The following is a 20,996-nucleotide window of genomic DNA, read 5'->3' as shown; positions in this document are numbered from 1 at the left end:
CTAAGGGGTGTCCGGCCGGCCGTCCAGCACGATGCGGTGCTCGCCCGCGTAGATGTTCATGTCCCCGCCGCGCAGGAAGCCCACCAGCGTCAGGCCCGACTCCAGGGCCAGGTCCACCGCCAGGGAGGAGGGGGCGGAGACGGCGGCCAGGACCGGTATGCCGGCCATCACCGCCTTCTGGGCCAGTTCGAACGAGGCCCGGCCGGACACCAGCAGCACCGCGCCCGCCAGCGGCAGCTGCCCGGCCTGGAGGGCCCGGCCGACCACCTTGTCCACCGCGTTGTGCCGGCCCACGTCCTCCCGCAGGTCCAGCAGCTCGCCGGATGCCGAGAACAGGCCCGCCGCATGCAGGCCGCCCGTCCGGTCGAAGACCTTCTGTGCCGCCCGCAGCCGGTCCGGCAGCTCGCCCAGCAGCTCGGCGGGGATCCGGACCGGGTCCTCGGCCAGCCCGCCGAACCGGGTCGCCGTACGGACCGCGTCCAGGCTGGCCTTCCCGCACAGGCCGCAGGAAGAGGTGGTGTAGACGTTCCGCTCCAGCGTGATGTCCGGTACCGCAACGCCCGCCGCCAGCTGCACATTGACCACGTTGTACGTGTTGGAGCCGTCCTCCGTCGCGCCCTCGCAGTAGGTCACGGCCTGCACCTCGGAGGCGGCGCCGAGCACTCCCTCGCTCGCCAGGAAGCCCACCGCCAGGGCGAAATCGTCCCCCGGGGTCCGCATCGTGATCGCCAGCGGCCGGCCGTTCAGCCGGATCTCCAGTGGCTCCTCCGCCACCAGTGTGTCCGGGCGCACCCTGGCGGCCCCGCCCCGGATACGCACCACGCGCCGGCGCTCGGTGACCCGTCCCATGCCGATCAGCCGTCCCATCCCTCGTCGTGCTCGTTGCGGTCCATTGTCCTTTACGTCAGGAAGCTCCTCGGGACTCTCCAAATTCGGACGCCGGAATCCTGTCGGGTCACACGCACCCTTACCCACCGGTAGCAGGCGAAGCTGGGTGATCCTGACTGTCGTACGAGGGGAACGCACCCGATGACCGCTTCACGCGTGGTGGCGCTGGGGCACTACCAGCCCGCCAAGGTGCTCACCAACGACGATCTCGCCGCGATGGTCGACACCAACGACGAGTGGATCCGCTCCCGAGTCGGCATCAGGACGCGCCGGATCGCCGGACCCGACGAGCCGGTCGACGAGCTCGCCGCCCAGGCCGCCGGCAAGGCCCTGGCCGGCGCCGGTCTCACCCCCGACGACATCGACCTCGTCCTGGTCGCCACCTCCACCGCGATCGACCGCTCGCCCAATATGGCCGCCCGGGTCGCGGCCCGGCTGGGCATGGGCGGCGCTCCGGCCGTGATGGACCTCAATGTGGTCTGCTCCGGATTCACCCACGCCCTGGCCACCGCCGACCACGCCATCCGGGCCGGCTCCGCCACCCGTGCGCTGGTCATCGGGGCGGACAAGATGACCGAGATCACCGACTGGACGGACCGCACCACCTGCGTGCTGACCGGTGACGGCGCGGGCGCCGCCGTGGTCGAGGCCTGCCCCGACGAGGCGGCCGGCATCGGCCCGGTGCTGTGGGGCTCGGTGCCCGAGATGGGGCACGCGGTCCGGATCGAGGGCAGCCCGCCGGTCTTCGCGCAGGAGGGCCAGTCCGTCTACCGCTGGACCACGAGCCGGCTGCCGGCCCTGGCCCGCAAGGTGTGCGAGAAGTCCGGGACCAGCCCCGAGGAGCTCGCCGCGGTGGTGCTGCACCAGGCGAACCTGCGGATCATCGAACCGCTCGCCGCGAAGATCGGTGCCGTCAACGCGGTCGTCGCCAAGGATGTCGTCGACTCCGGCAACACCTCGGCCGGCAGCATCCCCATGGCCCTGTCCAAGCTGGTCGAGCGGGGCGAGGTGCCCTCGGGCGCCCCGGTGCTGCTGTTCGGCTTCGGCGGCAACCTTTCGTACGCCGGCCAGGTCATCAGCTGCCCGTAGCCGCACGGGAAGGCCGTACGACCTGAGGCTGACCCGGATTGGTCCGCCGGAGTGACGCCCAGGGACTCCACCGGAACGGACGATAGGTGCAGAACATGCATCTATCGATCGAAAACGGAAGTAAGCGGAGCATGAGCGGCAAGTCCATCGTCCTGACCATCCTGGGAGTCCTCGGCGCCCTCGGCATCGCGGCTGCCGTGACCATCCCGATCGCGGCGGACCGGATGGAGAAGCGTCACAACGAGTTCAGTACGTACGAGACGGGCGCGGCGGCGAAGCAGGGCCGCGCCTCGGTGCCGCGCTGGCTGCCGGACGAGGCGACCTCGGTCCGGTACGCGATGAACAACACCGGGGGTCAGCGCCTGCTGAAGGTCACCCTCCCGTCCGGCAGTCTCCCCGCCGGCTGCACCCCGCAGTCCGCGTCCGCGGCGAAGGATCCCCAGATCAAGGCCGACTGGTTCCCCTCGGACGCCCGCTCCAAGGCGACGGCGCGGTGCGGCATGTACGACGCGTACATGGAGGGCGACACCCTGTACGCATGGCAGCACAACGACGACTGGGTCGAGTCGAACAAGACCGGCGCAGCGAGCTGACCACGGGATATGTGGTCGAAGAGGGTCGAGAACCTTTGCTATTGTTGTCCATGTCGCCGCGGGAAACCGGGGCCGACCACCTGGTCCGGGTGGCGGAATGGCAGACGCGCTAGCTTGAGGTGCTAGTGCCCTTTATCGGGCGTGGGGGTTCAAGTCCCCCCTCGGACACCAGCAGGAACCCCACTTCGGTGGGGTTCTTTTGCGTTTCCGGGCCCCTTTCGCACAGAGCACGCAAGGGCGGACCTGCTTGCGCTGGATACCCCCAGGGGGTATACCTGGGAAGAGGATACCCGCTGGGGGTATGCAGGAAGGGGCAGTGCACATGACCGTCATCGATGCCGCCGTCACCGCCGTCACCACCGGCGCTGGCCGCCGGGTCGAGCTCGCCATCGGGGGGATGACCTGCGCCTCCTGTGCGGCCAGGATCGAGAAGAAGCTCAACCGGATGGACGGGGTGGAGGCCACCGTCAACTACGCCACCGAGAAGGCCCGGGTCGCCTTCGGGCCCGGGGTGTCCGTCGCCGACCTCGTCGCCACCGTCGAGGCCACCGGGTACACGGCCCGCCCGCCGGGGCCCCCGGAGCTGCGGGAGCCGAGTGAGCCCGGTGATCCGAGTGAGCTGCGCGAGCTGCGGCAGCGGCTGGTTGCCGCCGTACTGCTTTCGCTGCCCGTCATCGCCATGGCCATGGTTCCGGCACTGCAGTTCGCGTACTGGCAGTGGCTCTCGCTCACCCTCGCGGCGCCGGTGGTGACCTACGGCGCCTGGCCGTTCCACCGGGCCGCCTGGACCAATGCCCGGCACGGCGCCGCCACCATGGACACCCTGGTCTCCGTCGGCACCCTCGCCGCCTTCGCCTGGTCCCTGTGGGCCCTGTTCTTCGGCCACGCCGGAACCCCGGGCATGACCCACCCCTTCGAGTTCACGCTCAGCCGCACCGACGGTGCCGCGAACATCTACTTGGAGGCGGCTGCCGGAGTGACCGCCTTCGTCCTGGCCGGGCGGTACGTCGAGGCCCGGTCCAAGCGGACGGCCGGCGCCGCGCTCAAGGCCCTGCTGGAGCTGGGGGCCAAGGAGGTGGCCGTGCTCCGCGAAGGCCGTGAAGTCACCGTTCCCATCGGTGATCTGGCGGTCGGGGACCGGTTTGTGGTCCGCCCCGGCGAGAAGATCGCCACCGACGGCACCGTGGTCGAGGGCTCCTCCGCCGTGGACGCCTCGATGCTCACCGGGGAGTCCGTACCGGTCGAGGTCTCGGCCGGCGACCCGGTCACCGGCGCCACCCTCAACGCGGGCGGCCGGCTGGTCGTCCAGGCGACCCGTATCGGTGCCGACACCCAGCTCGCCCGGATGGCCCGCCTGGTGGAGGAAGCCCAGAACGGCAAGGCCCAGGTGCAGCGGCTGGCCGACCGGATCTCCGCCGTGTTCGTGCCCGTGGTCATCGTGCTGGCCCTCGCCACCCTCGCCTTCTGGCTGGGCACCGGAGCGGGACCGGCCGCTGCCTTCACCGCCGCCGTGGCCGTGCTGATCATCGCCTGCCCCTGTGCCCTGGGCCTGGCCACCCCGACCGCCCTCATGGTCGGTACCGGCCGCGGAGCCCAGCTCGGCATCCTGATCAAGGGGCCCGAAGTACTGGAATCCACCCGCACCGTGGACACCGTGCTCCTGGACAAGACCGGCACCGTCACCACCGGCCGGATGACCCTGCTCGCCGTCCACCCCGCCGACGGGGTGACGGAGCAGGAAGTACTGCGACTGGCCGGGGCGTTGGAGCACGCCTCCGAACACCCCATCGCGCAGGCCGTCGCCGCGGGCGCCACCGACCGGGTCGGAACACTGCCCATCCCCGAGGACTTCGCCGCCCTGGCCGGCCTCGGCGTGCAGGGCGTCGTCGAGGGGCACGCCGTTCTCGTCGGCCGCGAGAAGCTGCTCACCGAGTGGGCCATCGAACTGCCCCCGCGGCTGCGGCAGGCCAAGGAGGAGGCCGAGGCGGCCGGCCGTACCGCGATCGCGGTGGCCTGGGACGGGGAGGCACGCGCCGTACTGGAGGTGGCCGACGCGGTCAAGGAGACCAGCGCCGAGGCGGTCGTACGACTGCGCGCCCTCGGCCTCACCCCGATCCTGCTGACCGGCGACAACCGGGCCGTGGCCGAGGCCGTCGCCGCCGAGGTCGGCATTGACGAGGTCATCGCCGAGGTCATGCCACAGGACAAGGCCGATGTGGTGAAGCGGCTCCAGTCGGAGGGCCGTACGGTCGCCATGGTCGGCGACGGGGTCAACGACGCCGCCGCACTGGCCCGCGCCGATCTGGGCCTGGCCATGGGCACCGGCACCGACGCCGCCATCGAGGCCGCCGACCTGACCCTGGTCCGCGGGGACCTGCGGGTGGCCGCCGACGCGATCCGGCTCTCCCGGCGGACCCTGGCCACCATCAAGGGCAACCTGTTCTGGGCCTTCGGCTACAACGTGGCCGCCCTGCCGCTCGCCGCCGCCGGCCTGCTCAACCCGATGATCGCCGGGGCCGCGATGGCCTTCTCCTCGGTTTTCGTGGTCGGCAACAGCCTGCGGCTGCGCCGCTTCCGGGCCGCCGCCTGACCGCCGTCCCGCTGATTGCCCTCCCGTCGACTGTCGTCCCGCTGACCGGCTGAGGGCCGGTCTGCGGGACGGGCCGTCACATGCCGAGCACCAGCAGCCCCTCGCCCGCCGCGTCCACCGGGGCGAACGGAGTGAAGGCATGCGGCAGTGCCAGGGCCGGCCGAGCGGAGTGCGCGTCCGGGTCCGGGGCATCGAAGAGATAGGCGGTCGCCGAGGCCGCATCACTCACCAGATGCGGGCCCACCGACTCCGCCGCCGCCGACAGCGGCGTACGGAAGACACTGCGCAGGTGCCGCATGGTCTCCGGGGACCGCTCGCCCGGCCCATCCGGAGGCAGCGCCCCGGTCAGCAGCAGGGCCAGCAGCACCGGCACCGTCTTGCGGCGCAGCGCCCCGGTCGCGGCCGGAAGCCGGTGCGCGTGCAGCGCCGGCAGGGACAGGGCCAGACAGCCGGCCTCGCTCCCGGTCGTGATCGGCACCGCCGAGCAGACCACCCCCGGCGAGTACTCCCGCAGGTCGAACACCGGCTCGCCGGGAGCCACCGCGTCCAGTGCGTTGAACAGCACCCGGCTGTCGGTGATGGTGCACGCGGTCAGTCTGGCCGGCTTGTGCCGGGCCACATGGTCGGCCCGGCCGTCGTGGTCGAGCTGGGTGAGCAGGCACTTGCCGACCGCGCTGGCATGCGCGGCCATCCTGAAGTCGAACCACTCCTTGACCGGCGGTGCGGCCGGGCCGTCCGCCATCTGAGTGATCCGCACCTCGCCGTCCGCGTAGCGGCTGAGGTACACGGCGGCCCCGGCACTGTCCCGGGCCAGCGCGAGGGTGTGCTGGAGCTGCGCCGCCAGCCCGTGCCCGCCGGGGGCGGCCAGCCGGTCCAGCGCCGGCCCGGGCACGAACACGCCCTCGGCCGGCCGGTGCGCGAACTGCTCCTCGCAGAGCATCGCCAGCACCCGGCCGAGTTCCGGCCCGGCCAGGCCCGCCTCCCGCCCGATCCGCTCGCCGCGCACCCCCTGGGGGTGGCGTCCCAGGATGCGTACGACGTCCAGGGCGCGGCGGGCTTCGGCCGCCGCGCCGCTTCCGCCGCTCCCGCCGTGCCCCCCCGGGGTCCGCCGGGCCGCGGCCGTCAGGGCCGGGTGCCGGAGCGGGCCCGGGGAGTGTCTGGAACCGCCGCCCCGGGGTCCCCGGCTGGTCCGCGTCGCGGTGCGGTCGGCCCGGTCCCCCCGTGCGGTGGGCGGCAGCAGGGCGTGCATCGCACGCTCCAGCCCGGGCAGCGGCAGTGGCACCGGACCGAGGTCGGGGTCCTCGAGCTGGTCGACGTACTGCAGGACGGCAGCCTGGCCGTGGACCCGCGGTTCGGCGGGCTCCCGGCCGGCCGGCGGGGTGAAGCCGAGGCGGACCAGCCGACGTGCCCAGATTGCGGCGTCGTGGTGTTCGCCGCGCCGGGAGTGGTCGAGGAACAGGCAGTACGCGGCCTGCTCATGGCCGGCCCCGGCGCTGAACTGCCACCAGAAGCGGGCGCCGTCGCGCAGCCCGGCGAGGTGCAGCAGGCAGGCGAACACCTGCGCGCCGTCCGGGTCGGCGTGCCCGTACGCGATGAACTCGGCCAGCACGGGCACCGCCCGGGGCGCGCACACCGCGGTCATGGCGGCGGCCTTCAGGTCCCGCCAGGCCCGCTCGGCCTCCACCGGGACGTCCCGGGCGGGGTCGGACCAGCCCGCGGGCGCCGTCTCCAGGCCGCCGGGGCCGGCGCCGGGTTCGGCAGCCGTGCCGGTGAGCCGGGGACAGACGGTGGGCCGGGCGGCGCGGGCGTGGAGCAGCCGGGCTTCGGCGGCGCCGAGGTCGTAGTGGGGGTAGCGGTCGCGGACTCCGGCGCGGGCGAGGAAGTCTGCGAGGGAGCGCGGGCGGGGGGCGCCGCGCTGCGGGAACCGGTCGCTCATGACCCGGCCTCCCCGCTGTGTGCGCCGGACCCGGGCTCCCCGCGGCCCTGGTCTCCGTATCCCCGGTCTCCGTATCTCCGCTCCTCGTGTCCCCGACTTACGCGTCCCGGGTTCCCGTCGTACGGCCCGCGGGCCGCGTCGGTGTCGCCGTACGTCGTCTCGCCGTACGTCGTGTCGGCGTACGTCGTGTCGGCGTACGTCGTGTCGGCGTAGGCCGTGTCGCCGTACGCCGTGTCCTGGTACTCCACGCCTCCATACTCCGTATCTGCGTACTCCGGGTCCCCGTATTCCGGGTCCCGGTCCTCCGGATCCTCGGCCCCGGACCCGGGTGTGTCGAGCAGCCGGGCGAGGCGGCGGTGGGCCTGCCTGAGGTGGGAGCGGACGATGGCCTCCTCCACCCCCATCACGGACGCGGCCTCGCCGGCGGTGCAGTGCAGCCCGTAGCGCAGCAGCACCGCGTCCCGCTGGCGCTCGGCCAGCCGGGACACCGCCGAGTAGAACTGGATGGTGTCGGTCAGCACCTCGTACGGGTCGACCACCGCCTCCTTGAGGGCTGCCTCGAAGGCGGTGATGTCCATCGGCGCCGGACGCCGGTCCCGTTTGCGCTGCTGGTCGACGATGCGGTGCTTGAGCACCGTCCAGGCGTACGCCTCCAGCCGGTCCATGTGCAGCATCCGCAGCCACTCGTTCATGATCGCGTCGAACGCGGCGTCCACCGCGTGTTCCGCATCCGCGTCCGAGCCCAGCTGCAGATACGCGAACCGCATGTACGCGGGCCGCCGGTCGGTGTGGAAGGCCCAGTACGACAGGCGTGCGCTCGCTTCCCACTGGCTCATGGGCATGGGCTGCGGTCGCTGCCTCCGGCTGGGCAGTCCCACCGCCCCACCGGATTCCTCCGGTCCGCCATCGCTCAACGTTCCACCTTCCCCTTCGGGGCACGGGAGGCTTCTGCCTCCAGCCTTCCAGGGTTCAGAGGTCAATAGGGCCAGGAGAGAAAACCTGGTGACAATCCGTCCGGAGATGGTCACTCTGGGATCAGGTCCGATCAGTCCCACCAGGTGGGCGCGGACGAGGGGGCTTCGCCGGTTCGATACGATGAGCCCTTCACGACCGGTCACACGCCGCACATATGAAATGGAGCATCCCAGGATGGCTCGACACCTGATCACCAGCGCGCTTCCCTATATCAACGGGATCAAGCACCTGGGCAACATGGTCGGGTCGATGCTTCCGGCGGACGTGTACGCCCGGTACCTCCGCCAGCGCGGCCACGACGTCCTCTACATCTGCGCCACCGACGAGCACGGCACCCCCGCCGAGCTCGCCGCCAAGGAGGCCGGCCTCTCGGTCGCCGACTTCTGCGGCCAGGCGCACGACGCGCAGAAGGCGGTCTACGACGGTTTCGAGCTGTCCTTCGACTACTTCGGCCGCAGCTCCTCGGCGCAGAACCGCGAGATCACCCAGCACTTCGCGCGGCAGCTGCAGCAGAACGGCTTCATCGAGGAGCGCGCGATCCGGCAGGTCTACTCGCCGGTCGACGGCCGCTTCCTGCCGGACCGCTACGTCGAGGGCACCTGCCCGCACTGCGGCTACGACAAGGCCCGCGGCGACCAGTGCGAGAACTGCACCCGGGTGCTCGACCCCACCGACCTGATCGACCCGCGCTCGGCGATCTCCGGCTCCACCGAGCTGGAGGTCCGCGAGACCAAGCACCTCTTCCTGCTCCAGTCCAAGCTGCAGCACGAGGTGGAGGCCTGGGTCGCCGAGCACGAGGAGGAGTGGCCGCAGCTGGCCTCCTCCATCGCCCGTAAGTGGCTGACCGAGGGCCTGCACGACCGCGCCATCACCCGTGACCTGGACTGGGGCGTCCCCGTCCCGGCCGACACCTGGCCGGAGCTGGCCGCCGAGGGCAAGGTCTTCTACGTCTGGTTCGACGCGCCCGTCGAGTACATCGGCGCCACCAAGGAATGGTCGGACGCCGATCCGGAGACCCGGGACTGGAAGTCCTGGTGGTACGAGGCCGCCGACGTCCGCTACACGCAGTTCATGGCCAAGGACAACGTCCCGTTCCACACGGTGATGTTCCCGGCCACCGAGCTCGGCGTGCGCGAGCCGTGGAAGATGGTCGACTACGTCAAGGCCTTCAACTGGCTGACGTACTACGGCGGCAAGTTCTCCACCTCGCAGAAGCGCGGCGTCTTCACCGACCAGGCGCTGGAGATCCTGCCGGCCGACTTCTGGCGCTACTTCCTCATCGCCAACGCGCCCGAGTCCGACGACTCCTCCTTCACCTGGGAGCACTTCGCCGCCACGGTCAACAAGGACCTCGGCGGCACCCTCGGCAACTTCGTCAACCGCGTACTGACCTTCTCCCGCAAGAAGTTCGGCGACGAGGTCCCGGCGGGCAAGCCGGCCGGCGAGACCGAGGCCAAGCTGGGCGAGCAGATCGCCGAGCTGCTCGCCGAGTACGAGGGACACATGGAGTCCCTCCAGTACCGCAAGGCCGCCGCCGCGCTGCGTGCCCTGTGGTCGGCCGGAAACGCGTACCTCGACGAGAAGGCCCCCTGGCTGGAGGTCAAGACCGACACCGAGGCCGCGGCGCTCACCCTGCGCACCGCGATGAACCTGATCCACCTCTACTCGGTGGTCTCCGAGCCCTTCATCCCGGCCTCGGCGCGCGCCATGCGCTCCTCGTTCGCGCTCGCCGACGACACGGCCACCTGGGTCACCCCGGAGCAGGCCCGGTCCCTGGACGCCGTCCCGGCCGGGACCCCGTTCACCGTGCCGCCGGTGCTCTTCGCGCGGATCACCGAGGAGGACCTGGAGGCCTACCGCGAGCGCTTCGGCGGTTCGGCCGAGGCCGTCTGACCTGTCGGACCCGTTTGACCTGTTTGACGTTCCGAGGGGGCGCGATCCATCCGGATCGCGCCCCCTCGTCGCATGTGCCGAGTGTTCACCGCAGTAGGGGAAACCCCACTCCCACATGTCGACTTGGGCGTGCAGACCGGGCCATGGCCCGGCGGCTGCAATGTTCCTATGACCCGTACGACGATTTCCCGTACCTCCTGGTGGGCGGCCGGCTGGCTGCTGATGGCCGGCTGGGCGCTGTCCTTCCCGCTGCTCTCGACCCTGGAGCCGCACCGGCTGTGGGGCTGGTGCGCGGCCACCGGGTACCTCGCCGCGGCGGCTGCCTGCGCCCTGCACCGCCCGCGTACCGCCCTGGCCCTGGCCATGGCCGGAGCGGTGGCGGTCCCGCTGCTGTGGCTGGTGCTCACGGGACAGGGCCAGTCCGAGGTCGCGGTCATCGAGCGCTCGGGCCGGCTGCTGCTGGAGACCGGCAGCCCGTACGTGAACGAGCCCGCCGGGGTCCGGGACTACACCCCGTACCTGCCGGGGATGGCGCTGCTCGGGGTGCCCAGGGCGCTGCTGGGGGACCAGGGCTGGGTGCTGCGCCTGCTGGGGGACGCCCGGATCTGGTGTGCGGCGGTGCTGTTCGGCGGCCTGTGGGGCGGGCGGCGGCTGCTGGGGGCCCGCGGGGTGGTGTTCCCGGCGCTGGTCGCCTCCCCGGTGATCGCGCTGCCGCTCGCCGTCAGCGGGGTGGACCTGCCGCTGGCCGGGCTGTGCTGTCTGGCGCTGGGTGCCGCCGCGGCCGGGCGGCCGGCCCTCGCGGGAGTGGTGCTGGCCGCGCTCTGCTCGCTGAAGTGGACGGCCTGGCCGGCGGTACCCGTGGCGGTGGTGCTCGTGGCCTGCTTGTGGGGGCGGCGGGCCGCGGTGCGCTGCGCGGTGCTTTCGGTGGCCGGGACGGCCGTACTGGTGCTGCCCGCCGCCGTGTTGCAGCCGGCGGAGCTGGTCCGGCAGGTGGTTGCCTTCCCCACCGGCCGGGCGCCCGTGCCCACCCCGGCGAGCAGCCCGCTCCCGGGCCGTCTGCTGACCGAACTCGCGCCCTGGGGCTGGTACCTGACGGTGGGTCTGCTGATTGCCGGTGGGCTCGCGGTGGCCCTCTCCCTGGTGCTGCGTCCGCCGCGCACCCTGGTGGCCGCGGCGGACCGGCTTGCCCTCGGCCTGACCCTGGCCTTCCTGCTGGCTCCGGCGGGCCGCTTCGGATACCTCGCGCTGCCGGTGCTGCTGGTGCTGTGGGCGCGTACGACCACACCCGTGCCGGCACCCGCGCCGATGCCCTCGCGGATCGTGGCCGGCGCCGGCCGGCAGAAGCCCGTGACCGTGCTTGACCTCAAGGGCACTTGAGGTCGGAAGATCGATCCATCGAACGCGGGCACGCCGGCACACCGGCAGGCCGGCCCGCCGGACCCCCGGAACGGAAGGAAACGACACCGTCATGAGCGCCACCGCCACGATCCAGCCCGATGCCCGCCCCGACCTCGCCCACCCCGGAGTGGGGCACGTGAAGGCCAGTACCTGGCGGGTCGGCACCCCCGAGCGGCAGCGGGCCGCGGTCGACGCCATCGCCCGGGCCTGGCAGAGCCGCCCCTGGCCGACGGTCGGACTCCTCTCGTACACGGTGCACATCGGCACCGACGGCGACACCCTCCTGCACTACTCGCAGTGGACGGACGAGGCGGCCTACGAGGAGTTCTCCCGCACCTTCAGGGACGACCGCAACGCAGAGATCGACGCGGCGGTCCCCGGCATCGAACGGGTGGAGCTGCACTCGTACACGCCGTACCGCTCGCTGGGCCTGGGCCCGGGCGCCGGGACGAAGGCCCCGGGCTGCGTAGTCGCCGTGGAGGCCGAGTTCGACGGCACCGACCCCGGTGCGCCGCAGGCCTGGGTGGACCTGGTGCTCGACGCCCTGGCCACCGAACCGGCCCCGGCGCCCGGCGGTATCTCCGGCACCTTCCACCTCGGTACGGACGACCGGCGGATGCTCAACTACGCCGAGTGGGAGAGCGAGCAGGCCCATGCCGACGCGCTGGCCGCGCCCGGCCGGGGCATCGGCTCGGACACCCCCGAATGGCGAAAGGTGCTCGACTTCCCCGGGGTGACCGGCAACGGCTTCCGCCGCTACCTGCCCGCCCTGAGCCTGGCCCCGGGCCCGGAGAGCACCCCCTAGTGTCCGAGGTCCGTCGACGGCAGGTCGGAGGAGCCCGCTGCGCCGTCCGGGATGTCGATCCACGCGGCCAGCTCGGCGAGGGCCGGCGGCGAGCCGGTCAGCGTGGCAATCCGGTCGTGGACGCCCCGGACGATCTCCGGACAGTGGGTCAGCGACCGTATGGCCGCCGCGGTGTCGACAGCCGTGTCGCCGGTTTCGGCGCCGGGCCCCCGGAGGGTGAGGAGCAGCCGGGCCGTCGGATCTGCGGGCAGGGGCCACGGCGGTACCCGGCCGGCGGCGGCTGCCCGGCACAGCAAGGCCGTGTGCTCGTTGAGGGAGGGCACCTCCGGGTCCGGGTGCACGGTGACGGCCGGCCGGCCGGGGGGACGCGGCGCGCCGGACGCCCAGGCATCGGCGAGCTCGGCCACGGCGCCGGCCTCCGGGCGCAGATGGTGCAGGCGCCAGCGCACCCGGTGGGTCAGCACGGCATCCGAGGCGAGTGCCGCCAACTCGTATGGCACGGCGGTGTGGTCGGTCCACGAGTCGGTGGACTCGCGCATCATCGCCGTGAACTGCCTGCCGGTCTCGGTGAGGCGAGGAGAGGCACACAGGACGGCGTACGCGTCGAGGGTCTGCTGACGCCAGTACAACCACTGGAACCGGCTGCGCCGGAGAGTTTCCCATTCCGCACGGTGCGAGAGCCTCCGCCAGAAGTCCACCACGCCGAAGAACGCGAAGACGCCCTGGAAGAATCCCGGCAGCGGGCGCGGATCGTCACGCCAAGGGGCGTAGTACAAGGGCCCTTTCACCGCTGCCTCCTCCTCCGGCTCCTCTGCCGCCTTCACATACAGGTCGACCGAGTCCAGGACGGCGTTCAGCTTCATGTGCCCGAACTCGTGGATCAGGGTCGAGGCGAGTTCCACCGCGTCCGGGGGACTGCTGAGGATGGCGCCCCCGAACGACTCACTGCCGGAGATCGAGGTCATCACATCGCCCGGTGCCTCGGGCCGGGGAGTCAGGGTGGTGAGGGCCGTCGCCATCGCGGCGGAGGTCTGCCGGGGCACCGTTTCGACCAGCAGCTTTCCCGCTTCACTGATCTGCTGCTGCCAGCGTTCGACCTCAGGGGGGCTCAGCCGGGACGGCGCCGTCGGACCGTCGGTCTCGCGATAGGGATCGATGTCGTCCAGGACGAGGCGGAAGGCGGGGAACCCCTCGGCGGGAGTGCGCACATACGGCAAGGGGATCCACCCCGGACTGGGGACCGAGCCCCGCTCCGGCAGCCGGACCGTGGTGTCCCCACACCTGATCTGGGCCTCGCCCATCGCCGCGGTGATGCGGGCCGTGGTGTTCCCGGCCGAACGCAGGTCCGCGGCCCCCAGCGAGGGCAGCGAGACGAATCCGTCGCGGACCGGGAGCGGGAGGGTGAACACGAGCTCGGCCCGGACCGCGACCGCCGCTGCAACAGCGTGCAGACGGAGCAGGTCGGCGGCCGACGGGGCGGACGGTCCGACCGGGACGGGATCCCGGTACAGGGCACGGAGCGCCCGGCTCAGCCAGCGGCCGACGGACGGATGGAGCAGGACGGCGGTGACGGACGACTGGGAGCGGTCGTCGGCTTCCAGGAGGAGGTCCCGCACCCGGGAGATCATCGGAGCCGTGTCCGATCGGCGGTACTCGGGCAGGTCCGCGCGGCGCAGGAGTTCACCCAGGGCCAGCAGGCGCGCACCGCGCTGTCGGGCTCTCAGTTGCTCGGCCATGATCTGGTCCTCCTGGCCGGTCGCCAGGATGCGGAGGTCGGCATGGCTCGGGAAGGAGGTTTCGGACGCGTGCTCGCCCCCACGTTCGCGGGACGGACGATAGGTGGGGGACAACGGCCCGTGTTGCGCACGGGACCGCCATCCTTCCCCTCCCCCTCCTCCACCACCACACCCGCCGGAGAAGCCTGCGCCGGCCGGATTGGCTCCGCCGCGGCTCAGCCGGGGGCGGACGAACCGGGACAGGATCCGGGCGGTGTCAGGGTGGGCGTCGGCGCTGTCGCGTTCGGGGGAGAGCGCATCCTCCAGCGTGATCGCGGTCAGGTCCCCGGCGTACGGCGGCAGCTCCGGGCCGCCCCGTTCGTCGTTCATCGTGCTTCCTTCGTAGGGCGGTGGGGAGCCGAGCAGATTGGCGAGGTTGCGGGCGGCGACGACGACATCGGGATGGTCCTCGCCCAGCCGCCGCTTGCCCGCCTCCAGTGCCTCGCGGAAGTGCTCGGCGGCGAGATCGGGGCGGCCGAGCAGGTGCCAGGCCGTCGCGAGTTCGTGCCGGGCGGCTATGACGTCGGGATGGTCGGATCCCAGCCGGCGCTCGCTGGTCCGCCAGATGTGCTCGAACTCTTCCCTCGCCCGCTCCAGCAGTTCGGGTTCCTCCTCGTGATCCCGGAGGAGGCGGGCGCGTTCATGGCGGGCGAGCAGCACATGGGGGTGGTCGGGTGCGAGCACCCGGAGGTACGTCTCCAGCGCGCTCTCGACCGTTCCCGCCGCCTCCTCCGCATACCCCGCATCACGTAACGCGCGTGTGAGACTGACCTCCACGGTCGGCGTGTCCAGATCGCCCTCCATGGCCAGCGATCTGATCCGCCGGACGATGTCTCGGAGCTCGACGACGGCCTCTTCGTACCGACCGCGTTTGTGCGCCAGCATCGCCAGGTCGTGCCGGATGCGCAGGATGCCGATCGGGGCGGTCTGCGGGTCCCGCCGGCGCATGGCGAGCGCCGCGTTCAGCTCCTGTTCGGCCTGCTCGTACTGTCCCAGCTCCCGGAGCGTGCGCGCCCGGCCGGTCCGCACCGATTGCAGGTACGGATGACCGGCCGGCAGTGCGTCTGCGGCGGCCCGCGCCACCTCCTCGTACAACTGGTCCGCCCCGGTGAGATCCCCGCTCCCGCGCAGCGCCCAGGCCAACTGGAGCCGCGCGGCGATCGTGGCGGGATGCCCGCCGCCGAGCAGCCGCGTCCTGGTGGCGCAGACGAGACCGAGCGCGGAGATCGCCTCGCCGTACATCCCCACGTAGTTGTGGTATTCGGCCGCGCCGACGGAGGGCTCGGTGGCCGCGGTGACCAGGTCCGGATCCATGTCCCCGTCGAGCCGGTGTTCGCAGGCCGACAACAGACGGTGGGCGGCGTCACAATGCGGTGCGATCGCACGCCACATCGGCCAGTCCGCCGGGTTGGCCGACTGGAGGGGGCCGGTGACCCGGAGCAGGAGTTCTGTGACGAGACCGAGCAACTGCGGAGCCTGCGCGGTGAAATCGGGGTGGGCACGGCCGGCAGCCCGGACCATGGGGTGAATGGTGACCCGTCTCTGTGTGTCGCCGCCCCGCGTACCGGCGTCGAGTCGTGTCACTTCGACCGTGACCAGCCGCAATCCGGCCAGGCCGTCCAGTGCCTTGTGGAGCCGGGTGCGGTCCGGGTCTTCGAAGAGCTCGCTCCGGGAGAGGACTCCGGAGTCGAGGAGTGCCAGGTACGGCAGTGGGGCGGGTCCGAAAGCGCACAGCAGCCGCAGTAGCGGCCGTGCCAGGTCGATCTGTTGCCCGTGCAGGTGGTCCAGGGAGAGTTCCCAGGTGCTCACGAGCGCCCGGCGGGTCCGCTCGCGGGGGTCGAGGTCGATGTCCGGGTCGGAGGCCATGTCGGCCAGGCGTGCGTCGAAGCTGTGGCGATAGCCGACGAAGGTGTCCGGCACCTCAGGCGACGGCCAGGTGCTCGCCAGCGCCCGGGCCAGGTAGGAGCCGGCGAGGTCGAGTGCGAGCGGAAGTCCCCCGAGGTGCTCGGCCAGCTCCTCGGCCTCTTGAGCGGTGCTCTCCGGTGTGGTTCCCGCTTGCGGGGCCCAGTCGACGAGCACCCGCGCGCCGTCCTCGTTCGACAGCAGGCCGACGCCCACCATGTGGACCCAGTCCCCCCAACGCTCGCCGCGCGACTCACGGCTGGTGATCAGCACCGTCCCCGGGGGACGGTCCGGCTCGCGCAGCCATCCGGTGCGCCGGGGCGTCGGGGTGGGGCCGATTGCCAGGACGGCAGGGTCGTCGACATTGTCCAGGACCAGCAACCACGGGGTGGTGAGGGCGTTCAGGCGATTCCACAGCACATCCGCCGGATGGGCCCGGGCGAAGTCCGCCGGCCGGGCACCGGCCGCGAACGCCACCGCCCGCAGCGCCGAGAACAGCTCTCCGCCGTCCGATCCCGAAACCCACCACACGCGCGTTGAGGCGTCCGCCAGCTGGTGGGCCGTCTCCAGGGCGACGGTGGTCTTGCCGCACCCGCCCATTCCGGACAGCAGCCAGACACCTGGCACCTGCGGGTCCCCGCTGCCGCGGCGGGCCGCCGCGACGGTCAGCTCGGTCACCAGTCCGTCGCGTCCCCGCAGGCGGCCTTCCGAGACCCTCCGTTGCGGGAGGGCCAGGGGAACGGTCGACTCGGCGGGCGGTGGCCACACCCGTGCCTGGCCGGGGCCGGTGCCGACCGGGTCGGGAGGGGCGCTCACCGGGAGGGGCAAGCCGTTGATGACGATGTGGGCTCGGTCGCCCATGGAACCGACGGAGACGCCGCTCCCGCTCGACTGCACCACGGGTACGCCGGCGCCGCCCGGATCGGCGGCGGGTGGGCTGGGGTTGGCCGGTCCGTTCAGCCCTGGGACGGATCCGGCTGCGGAGGGCGGGTGATGTGGACACCCCCGTTGATGACGCCGGCGGCGGTCGCGCTGTCGTGGGCGTGGATGCCGCCCAGGCCGCCGCTGACGGCCAGTCCGCCCGGACCTGCCGTCGGGCCGCCTTGCGGGGCGCGGCCGGTCAGCAGCGCCGCCAGCTCCTCGTGGGCAACGGTCTGTTCGCTTCCGCGCAGGTCCTCCAGCCTTGCCTCGATACGCGTCTGCCACACCACGGCCTGATCCCTGCGGACCTGCTCCGCCTGGGCCCCCTCGGCCTCCCGGGCGGTCTCCAGCGCACTCGCCGTACGGTCGAGGTTGTCCAGCGCGGCCTGTTCGCGTTCTGCATCGCCGCGTCCGAACCAGCGGGCGACTCCGTGCCGAAGCCCTTCCCAGGCACTCGTCCCGGCGGCCTGCACCACCGCCGTTCCACCCGCGGCGGCCACCGCCGCCACCGTGGCCAACTCCTGCTCCAGCATCCCTGACGCTCCCCTCCCGTAGCCCGAGTGATCCCTGTCACGGTAGCCCGGCGGGCGGCTCGTACGCATCGGCTGTGGAGAACTCCGGTCACAGCACTAGGACGGGGCGCCCCGCAGGTGCGCAAGTACGGCCAGGACCCGGCGGTTGCCTTCCGTCGGGTCCAGGTCCAGCTTCATGAAGATGCTCCCGGCGTGCTTGACCACGGCCGCCTCCGTGATGAACAGCCGGGCCGCCACCGCCTGGTTGTTGAAGCCCTCCGCCATCAGCGCCAGCACCTCCCGCTCGCGCGGGGTCAGCCGGGCCAGCGGGCGGTCCGCCGTCGGGCCGTGGCTCAGCAGGACCCGTACCACCTCGGGGTCGATCACCGTCTGGCCGCCCGCCACCCGCTCCAGTGCGTCCAGGAACTCGTCGACCTCGCCGACCCGGTCCTTGAGCAGATAGCCCAGCCCGGCTGCCGAACCGCCGGTGAACAGCTGGGCCGCGTACGCCGTCGCCACGTACTGGGACAGCACCAGGACCGGCAACGATGCGTCCGTGGAGCGCAGTTCGAGGGCGGCCCGCAGCCCCTCGTCCCGGAAGTCCGGCGGCATCCGGACATCGGTGACCACCACGTCGGGCCGCTCCGCGGCCACCGCCTCGCGCAGGGCCGCCGCATCGCCGACCGCCGCGATCACCCGGTGCCCGCTGCGGGTGAGCACCTCCGCCAGCCCGGCCCTCAGCAGCACGGAATCCTCGGCCAGGATCAGCCGGAGCACGGTACCTCCACACGCAGTTCGGTCGGCCCGCCCACCGGGCTCGACACCACCAGTCTGCCTCTCAGTACGGCCAGCCGGTCCGCGAGCCCGGCCAGACCGGCCCCGGCGGACGGGTCGGCACCGCCGCGGCCGTCGTCGGTGACGGCCACGACGAGCAGCCCCTTCGCCATCCGGCCGGTCACCTCGACCCGCGAAGCACCGCTGTGCTTGGCCGAGTTGGCGAGTGCCTCGGTGACCGAGAAGTACGCCGTCGCCTCGACCGGCTCGGGCAGCCGCGGCACGTCCAGATCGACCGTCACCGGGACGGGATGGCGCAGCGCCACCTCCGCGACCGAGGCGGCCAGCCCGTGATCGGTCAGGACCTGCGGATGGATGCCCCGTACGAGGTTCCGCAGCTGCTCCAGGGCCTGCCGGGCCTCGCCGCGGCCCCGGGCCACCAGCTCGGCGGCCCCGGCCGCCGCCGGCACCCCGCGCAGCTCCCGCTCGGCCAGCCCGAGTGTCATGCTCAGCGCCACCAGCTGCTGCTGGGCCCCGTCGTGCAGGTCCCGCTCGATCCGCCGCCGTTCGGCCTCGAAGGCGTCCACCAGCCGGACCCGGGACCGGGTCAGCTCCAGCACCCGGCCGTCCTCCTCGCGCGGCCCCAGCAGCAGCCGTGCGGTACGGACCTGGGCCCGGGCCAGCAGCGCAGCCGCGTACGCCGCCACCACCAGCCCCAGCAGCCCGACGGCGGTCCCGCCCAGCCCCTCCAGGGGTCCCGAGACCGCCCGGCCGGGTATCAGCATCACGGTGTCGGGCGCGATGGCCCACACGATCACCGGCGTGGCGAACAGGATGCACGAGAAGGCCAGCAGGACGGTCACCCCGAATCCGGCCGGGCCGAACGCCAGCGCCAGCAGCAGGGCGTACCCCAGTTCCCGCCAGGTGGACCGCTCCCGCAGCCGGGTCCGCAGCCAGGACAGCGGACCCGCCCCGGCCAGGATGCCGTGCGGGGCCGGTACCGGCACCGGTTCCACAAGCCGCAGCCGCCGCCGTTCCAGGGCCCCGAGGGGCACTCCGGACACCGCTGCCAGGGTCAGCAGCACCAGCCCGATGCCGAGCAGCGCCAGCAGCACCCCGGCTCCGGTCAGCACGGCCAGGACGGCCAGTACCGCATATCCGAGCACCGCGCCCGAGAGGTGGTAGCCCCAGCACCGCCACGGCCACCAGGAGAACAGGAACCGGCGCGGGCCGTTTCGCATCGCCGATCCGAGTGCGCCTGGGGGTTCGGGCGTACGGGGTTCGGGCATGCGCGGAGGCCTCCGGGGTGGTGTGGGTGATTCCCCGAGCTTATGTCAGACGGCCGAGTCCGGTCGGCGGTGGCGTGTCGTAGTCGCTTGGTGATCGTTTCTTCAGCCGGAAGGGCCTTGTCGGCGAGTTCCGGAGCACGGAAGACGGAAGAGGGGCGGACGCGCGGTGACCGCTTGGCAGTTGTTCGCGGGGGTGGGCTTGGTGGCGGTGCTGTGCCCGCTGCACGGGTTTGTGGAGGTGGGCGGGGGAGCCGTTCGGGTGGATGTGTGCGTGCCCGCGGTCCAGCTCGCCCCGCCGGCCCCGGCCGTACCGGCCCCGGCCGCACCGTCGGCCCCGCCCGCCCCGCCCGCCCCGCCTGCTTCGCAGCCCCTGCCGCCGGAGCCGCCGACGCCGCCGTCGGCCCGGCCGGCCCCCGCCCGGAAGTCCGCCCGGTCGCCCGGTGGGGCCTGCCCCGTGGCCCGGAACCCCGCGGCCGGATGCGCCCCGGCGGCGGGCCCGGCCGGCCGGGGCGCGCCGCCCCGCCCGGCAGCCGGCCGGCCGGCTCCGGCCGCCCACGGCCCCGCCGCGGCCGTCCCCGCAGCCGCCGCGTCAGCCGAGCCCGCCGCGGTGCCCGCCGTACCGGCCCCCGGCCCGTCGGAGCCGGCCGCGGCACCGGTGGTCGGCCCGGCGACCGCCGCGGAGGCCGCCGCGCCCGCGCGGTTCCGGGCCCGCCCCTACCGCTCCGCCGCCCTCCCGGCACGCAGTACCGACGGGCTGTCCACCGTGATGCTCATGGTGGTCGTCACCACCCCGGCCGTGCTCGCGGCCGTCGCCCTGCGCCCGCGCTCCAAGAGCCGCGGCGCCTGATCCCCGAAAGAACGGGAGCCCCCTCGTGTCCGAATGGCTGGTCCTGGCCATCGCCATGGCGCTCGTCTGCGCCCTCGTCCTCGCCATCACCGCGATCCGGCACCGCCGGGCGGCCGATGACGAGGACACCAGCGAAACCCCCGATGTCATCGAGTACATGACGATGATGGTCGGCGTGGTCTACGCGATCGTGCTGGGCCTCGCCATCGCCGGAGTCTGGGAGGCCCGCGGCGCCGCCGAGGACAGCGTGCGCCGGGAGGCCCAGGCCCTCTACGAGGTCAGCCAGCGCGCCGACGTCTACCCGGCCGCCGTCCGCGACCGGATCCGCGGCGAGATCGATGCGTACGTCGCCCACACCGTCGCCGTGGACTGGCCGCTGCTGACCTCCGGCGAGGCCACCACGGACAAGGGGGGCACCCTGCTCGCCGCCCTGCGCACCGACGTCACCCACCAGAGCCCCGCCACCGAACTCCAGGCCCAGGCCTACCAGCCGCTGCTCGACCACATCGCCGCCGCCGACGACGCCCGGCACACCCGCACCCAGAGCTCGGAGGCCACCCTCCCGGGGGTGGTCTGGTTCGGGCTGCTCACCGGGGGAGTGGTCACCATCGGTCTGATCTTCGCCCTGCAGATCCGCCGGTCCGGCCGGGAGCTGCTGCTCGCCGGCCTGTTCACCGCGCTGATCGTGTTCCTGCTCTTCCTGGTGTGGAGCTTCGACGCCCCCTACGGCCGGGACGGGCTCGATTCCGCGGCCCCGTTCCAGGACCTGTTCCCGGCCCTGGACCTCTGAGCCGGCCGGGCCGCCGGTA

The 20,996-nt window shown here is 72.8% G+C and carries 14 protein-coding genes, 1 tRNA gene and 1 pseudogene; 9 read left to right on the top strand and 7 right to left on the bottom strand.

The window, feature by feature from the left end:
* Nucleotides 1-849 (bottom strand): formate dehydrogenase accessory sulfurtransferase FdhD, encoded by an 849-nt coding sequence (fdhD, locus tag DEJ50_RS05500; RefSeq protein WP_150211928.1) that lies wholly within the window; start codon nt 847-849, stop codon nt 1-3.
* A 180-nt stretch (nt 850-1,029) separates the two neighbouring features.
* On the opposite strand from fdhD, the gene DEJ50_RS05495 reads away from it, so the two are divergent.
* The 4 genes from DEJ50_RS05495 to DEJ50_RS05480 all read left to right on the top strand — a co-directional run bounded on the left by DEJ50_RS05495 (nt 1,030) and on the right by DEJ50_RS05480 (nt 5,160).
* The gene (locus tag DEJ50_RS05495) at nt 1,030-1,977 is read left to right on the top strand and encodes a beta-ketoacyl-ACP synthase III (RefSeq protein ID WP_150206442.1); all 948 of its coding nucleotides are present in this window, start codon (nt 1,030-1,032) and stop codon (nt 1,975-1,977) included.
* A 131-nt stretch (nt 1,978-2,108) separates the two neighbouring features.
* Nucleotides 2,109-2,570 (top strand): hypothetical protein, encoded by a 462-nt coding sequence (locus DEJ50_RS05490; RefSeq protein WP_150206440.1) that lies wholly within the window; start codon nt 2,109-2,111, stop codon nt 2,568-2,570.
* A gap of 83 nt (nt 2,571-2,653) precedes the next feature.
* Nucleotides 2,654-2,741 (top strand) — tRNA-Leu (locus tag DEJ50_RS05485).
* A 151-nt stretch (nt 2,742-2,892) separates the two neighbouring features.
* A complete protein-coding gene (locus DEJ50_RS05480; RefSeq protein WP_150206438.1) occupies nt 2,893-5,160 on the top strand; it encodes a heavy metal translocating P-type ATPase in 2,268 nt (755 codons plus the stop codon).
* A 346-nt stretch (nt 5,161-5,506) separates the two neighbouring features.
* Here DEJ50_RS05480 and DEJ50_RS35565 read toward each other — a convergent pair.
* Together DEJ50_RS35565 and DEJ50_RS34460 are read right to left on the bottom strand one after the other, a co-directional pair.
* A pseudogene (locus DEJ50_RS35565) lies at nt 5,507-6,205 on the bottom strand (IclR family transcriptional regulator C-terminal domain-containing protein); the annotation flags it as partial.
* An 887-nt stretch (nt 6,206-7,092) separates the two neighbouring features.
* Nucleotides 7,093-7,932 (bottom strand): RNA polymerase sigma factor, encoded by an 840-nt coding sequence (locus DEJ50_RS34460; protein ID WP_223837613.1) that lies wholly within the window; start codon nt 7,930-7,932, stop codon nt 7,093-7,095.
* 313 nt (nt 7,933-8,245) lie between these two features.
* On the opposite strand from DEJ50_RS34460, the gene metG reads away from it, so the two are divergent.
* The 3 genes from metG (at nt 8,246) to DEJ50_RS05455 (ending at nt 12,167) form a co-directional block, all read left to right on the top strand.
* Nucleotides 8,246-9,964, top strand: a complete 1,719-nt coding sequence (gene metG / locus DEJ50_RS05465; RefSeq protein WP_150206436.1) for a methionine--tRNA ligase — start codon at nt 8,246-8,248, stop codon at nt 9,962-9,964.
* Between the two features lie 168 nt (nt 9,965-10,132).
* On the top strand, nt 10,133-11,341 hold the full coding sequence (locus DEJ50_RS05460) for a glycosyltransferase 87 family protein (protein WP_150206435.1): 1,209 nt from the start codon (nt 10,133-10,135) through the stop codon (nt 11,339-11,341).
* A gap of 91 nt (nt 11,342-11,432) precedes the next feature.
* Nucleotides 11,433-12,167, top strand: coding sequence for an antibiotic biosynthesis monooxygenase (locus tag DEJ50_RS05455; protein ID WP_150206433.1), 735 nt, complete (start codon nt 11,433-11,435; stop codon nt 12,165-12,167).
* On the opposite strand, the gene DEJ50_RS05450 is transcribed toward DEJ50_RS05455, so the two are convergent.
* From DEJ50_RS05450 to DEJ50_RS05435, 4 genes are all read right to left on the bottom strand, one after another.
* Nucleotides 12,164-16,705 (bottom strand): aKG-HExxH-type peptide beta-hydroxylase, encoded by a 4,542-nt coding sequence (locus DEJ50_RS05450; protein WP_150206432.1) that lies wholly within the window; start codon nt 16,703-16,705, stop codon nt 12,164-12,166. The genes DEJ50_RS05455 and DEJ50_RS05450 overlap by 4 nt on opposite strands.
* A 95-nt stretch (nt 16,706-16,800) precedes the next feature.
* Nucleotides 16,801-17,298 carry a hypothetical protein gene (locus DEJ50_RS05445; protein WP_150206430.1) on the bottom strand — a complete coding sequence of 166 codons (498 nt, stop codon included), beginning with the start codon at nt 17,296-17,298 and terminating at the stop codon, nt 16,801-16,803.
* A 96-nt stretch (nt 17,299-17,394) separates the two neighbouring features.
* A complete protein-coding gene (locus DEJ50_RS05440; RefSeq protein WP_190344299.1) occupies nt 17,395-18,054 on the bottom strand; it encodes a response regulator in 660 nt (219 codons plus the stop codon).
* On the bottom strand, nt 18,042-19,292 hold the full coding sequence (locus DEJ50_RS05435; RefSeq protein WP_223837612.1) for a sensor histidine kinase: 1,251 nt from the start codon (nt 19,290-19,292) through the stop codon (nt 18,042-18,044). Before DEJ50_RS05435 ends, DEJ50_RS05440 begins: the two co-directional genes overlap by 13 nt.
* A 214-nt stretch (nt 19,293-19,506) precedes the next feature.
* On the opposite strand from DEJ50_RS05435, the gene DEJ50_RS05430 reads away from it, so the two are divergent.
* The gene (locus DEJ50_RS05430) at nt 19,507-20,187 is read left to right on the top strand and encodes a hypothetical protein (protein ID WP_150206427.1); all 681 of its coding nucleotides are present in this window, start codon (nt 19,507-19,509) and stop codon (nt 20,185-20,187) included.
* Nucleotides 20,188-20,212: 25 nt separating this feature from the next.
* Nucleotides 20,213-20,977, top strand: a complete 765-nt coding sequence (locus DEJ50_RS05425) for a DUF4239 domain-containing protein (protein WP_150206425.1) — start codon at nt 20,213-20,215, stop codon at nt 20,975-20,977.
* Nucleotides 20,978-20,996: the final 19 nt, after the last annotated feature.

Origin of the sequence: Streptomyces venezuelae (assembly GCF_008642295.1) — a bacterium.
Classification (GTDB): Bacteria; Actinomycetota; Actinomycetes; order Streptomycetales; family Streptomycetaceae; genus Streptomyces; species Streptomyces venezuelae_C.
This window is presented reverse-complemented; position numbering and strand designations above follow the sequence as displayed.

Bases quoted from the DNA above. Each gene is read 5' to 3' on its own strand.
- fdhD (WP_150211928.1), bottom strand. From the start codon at position 849: ATGGGACGGGTCACCGAGCGCCGGCGCGTGGTGCGTATCCGGGGCGGG.
- DEJ50_RS05495 (WP_150206442.1), top strand. From the start codon at position 1,030: ATGACCGCTTCACGCGTGGTGGCGCTGGGGCACTACCAGCCCGCCAAG.
- DEJ50_RS05490 (WP_150206440.1), top strand. From the start codon at position 2,109: ATGAGCGGCAAGTCCATCGTCCTGACCATCCTGGGAGTCCTCGGCGCC.
- DEJ50_RS05480 (WP_150206438.1), top strand. From the start codon at position 2,893: ATGACCGTCATCGATGCCGCCGTCACCGCCGTCACCACCGGCGCTGGC.
- DEJ50_RS34460 (WP_223837613.1), bottom strand. From the start codon at position 7,932: ATGAGCCAGTGGGAAGCGAGCGCACGCCTGTCGTACTGGGCCTTCCAC.
- metG (WP_150206436.1), top strand. From the start codon at position 8,246: ATGGCTCGACACCTGATCACCAGCGCGCTTCCCTATATCAACGGGATC.
- DEJ50_RS05460 (WP_150206435.1), top strand. From the start codon at position 10,133: ATGACCCGTACGACGATTTCCCGTACCTCCTGGTGGGCGGCCGGCTGG.
- DEJ50_RS05455 (WP_150206433.1), top strand. From the start codon at position 11,433: ATGAGCGCCACCGCCACGATCCAGCCCGATGCCCGCCCCGACCTCGCC.
- DEJ50_RS05450 (WP_150206432.1), bottom strand. From the start codon at position 16,705: ATGGGCGACCGAGCCCACATCGTCATCAACGGCTTGCCCCTCCCGGTG.
- DEJ50_RS05445 (WP_150206430.1), bottom strand. From the start codon at position 17,298: ATGCTGGAGCAGGAGTTGGCCACGGTGGCGGCGGTGGCCGCCGCGGGT.
- DEJ50_RS05435 (WP_223837612.1), bottom strand. From the start codon at position 19,292: ATGCGAAACGGCCCGCGCCGGTTCCTGTTCTCCTGGTGGCCGTGGCGG.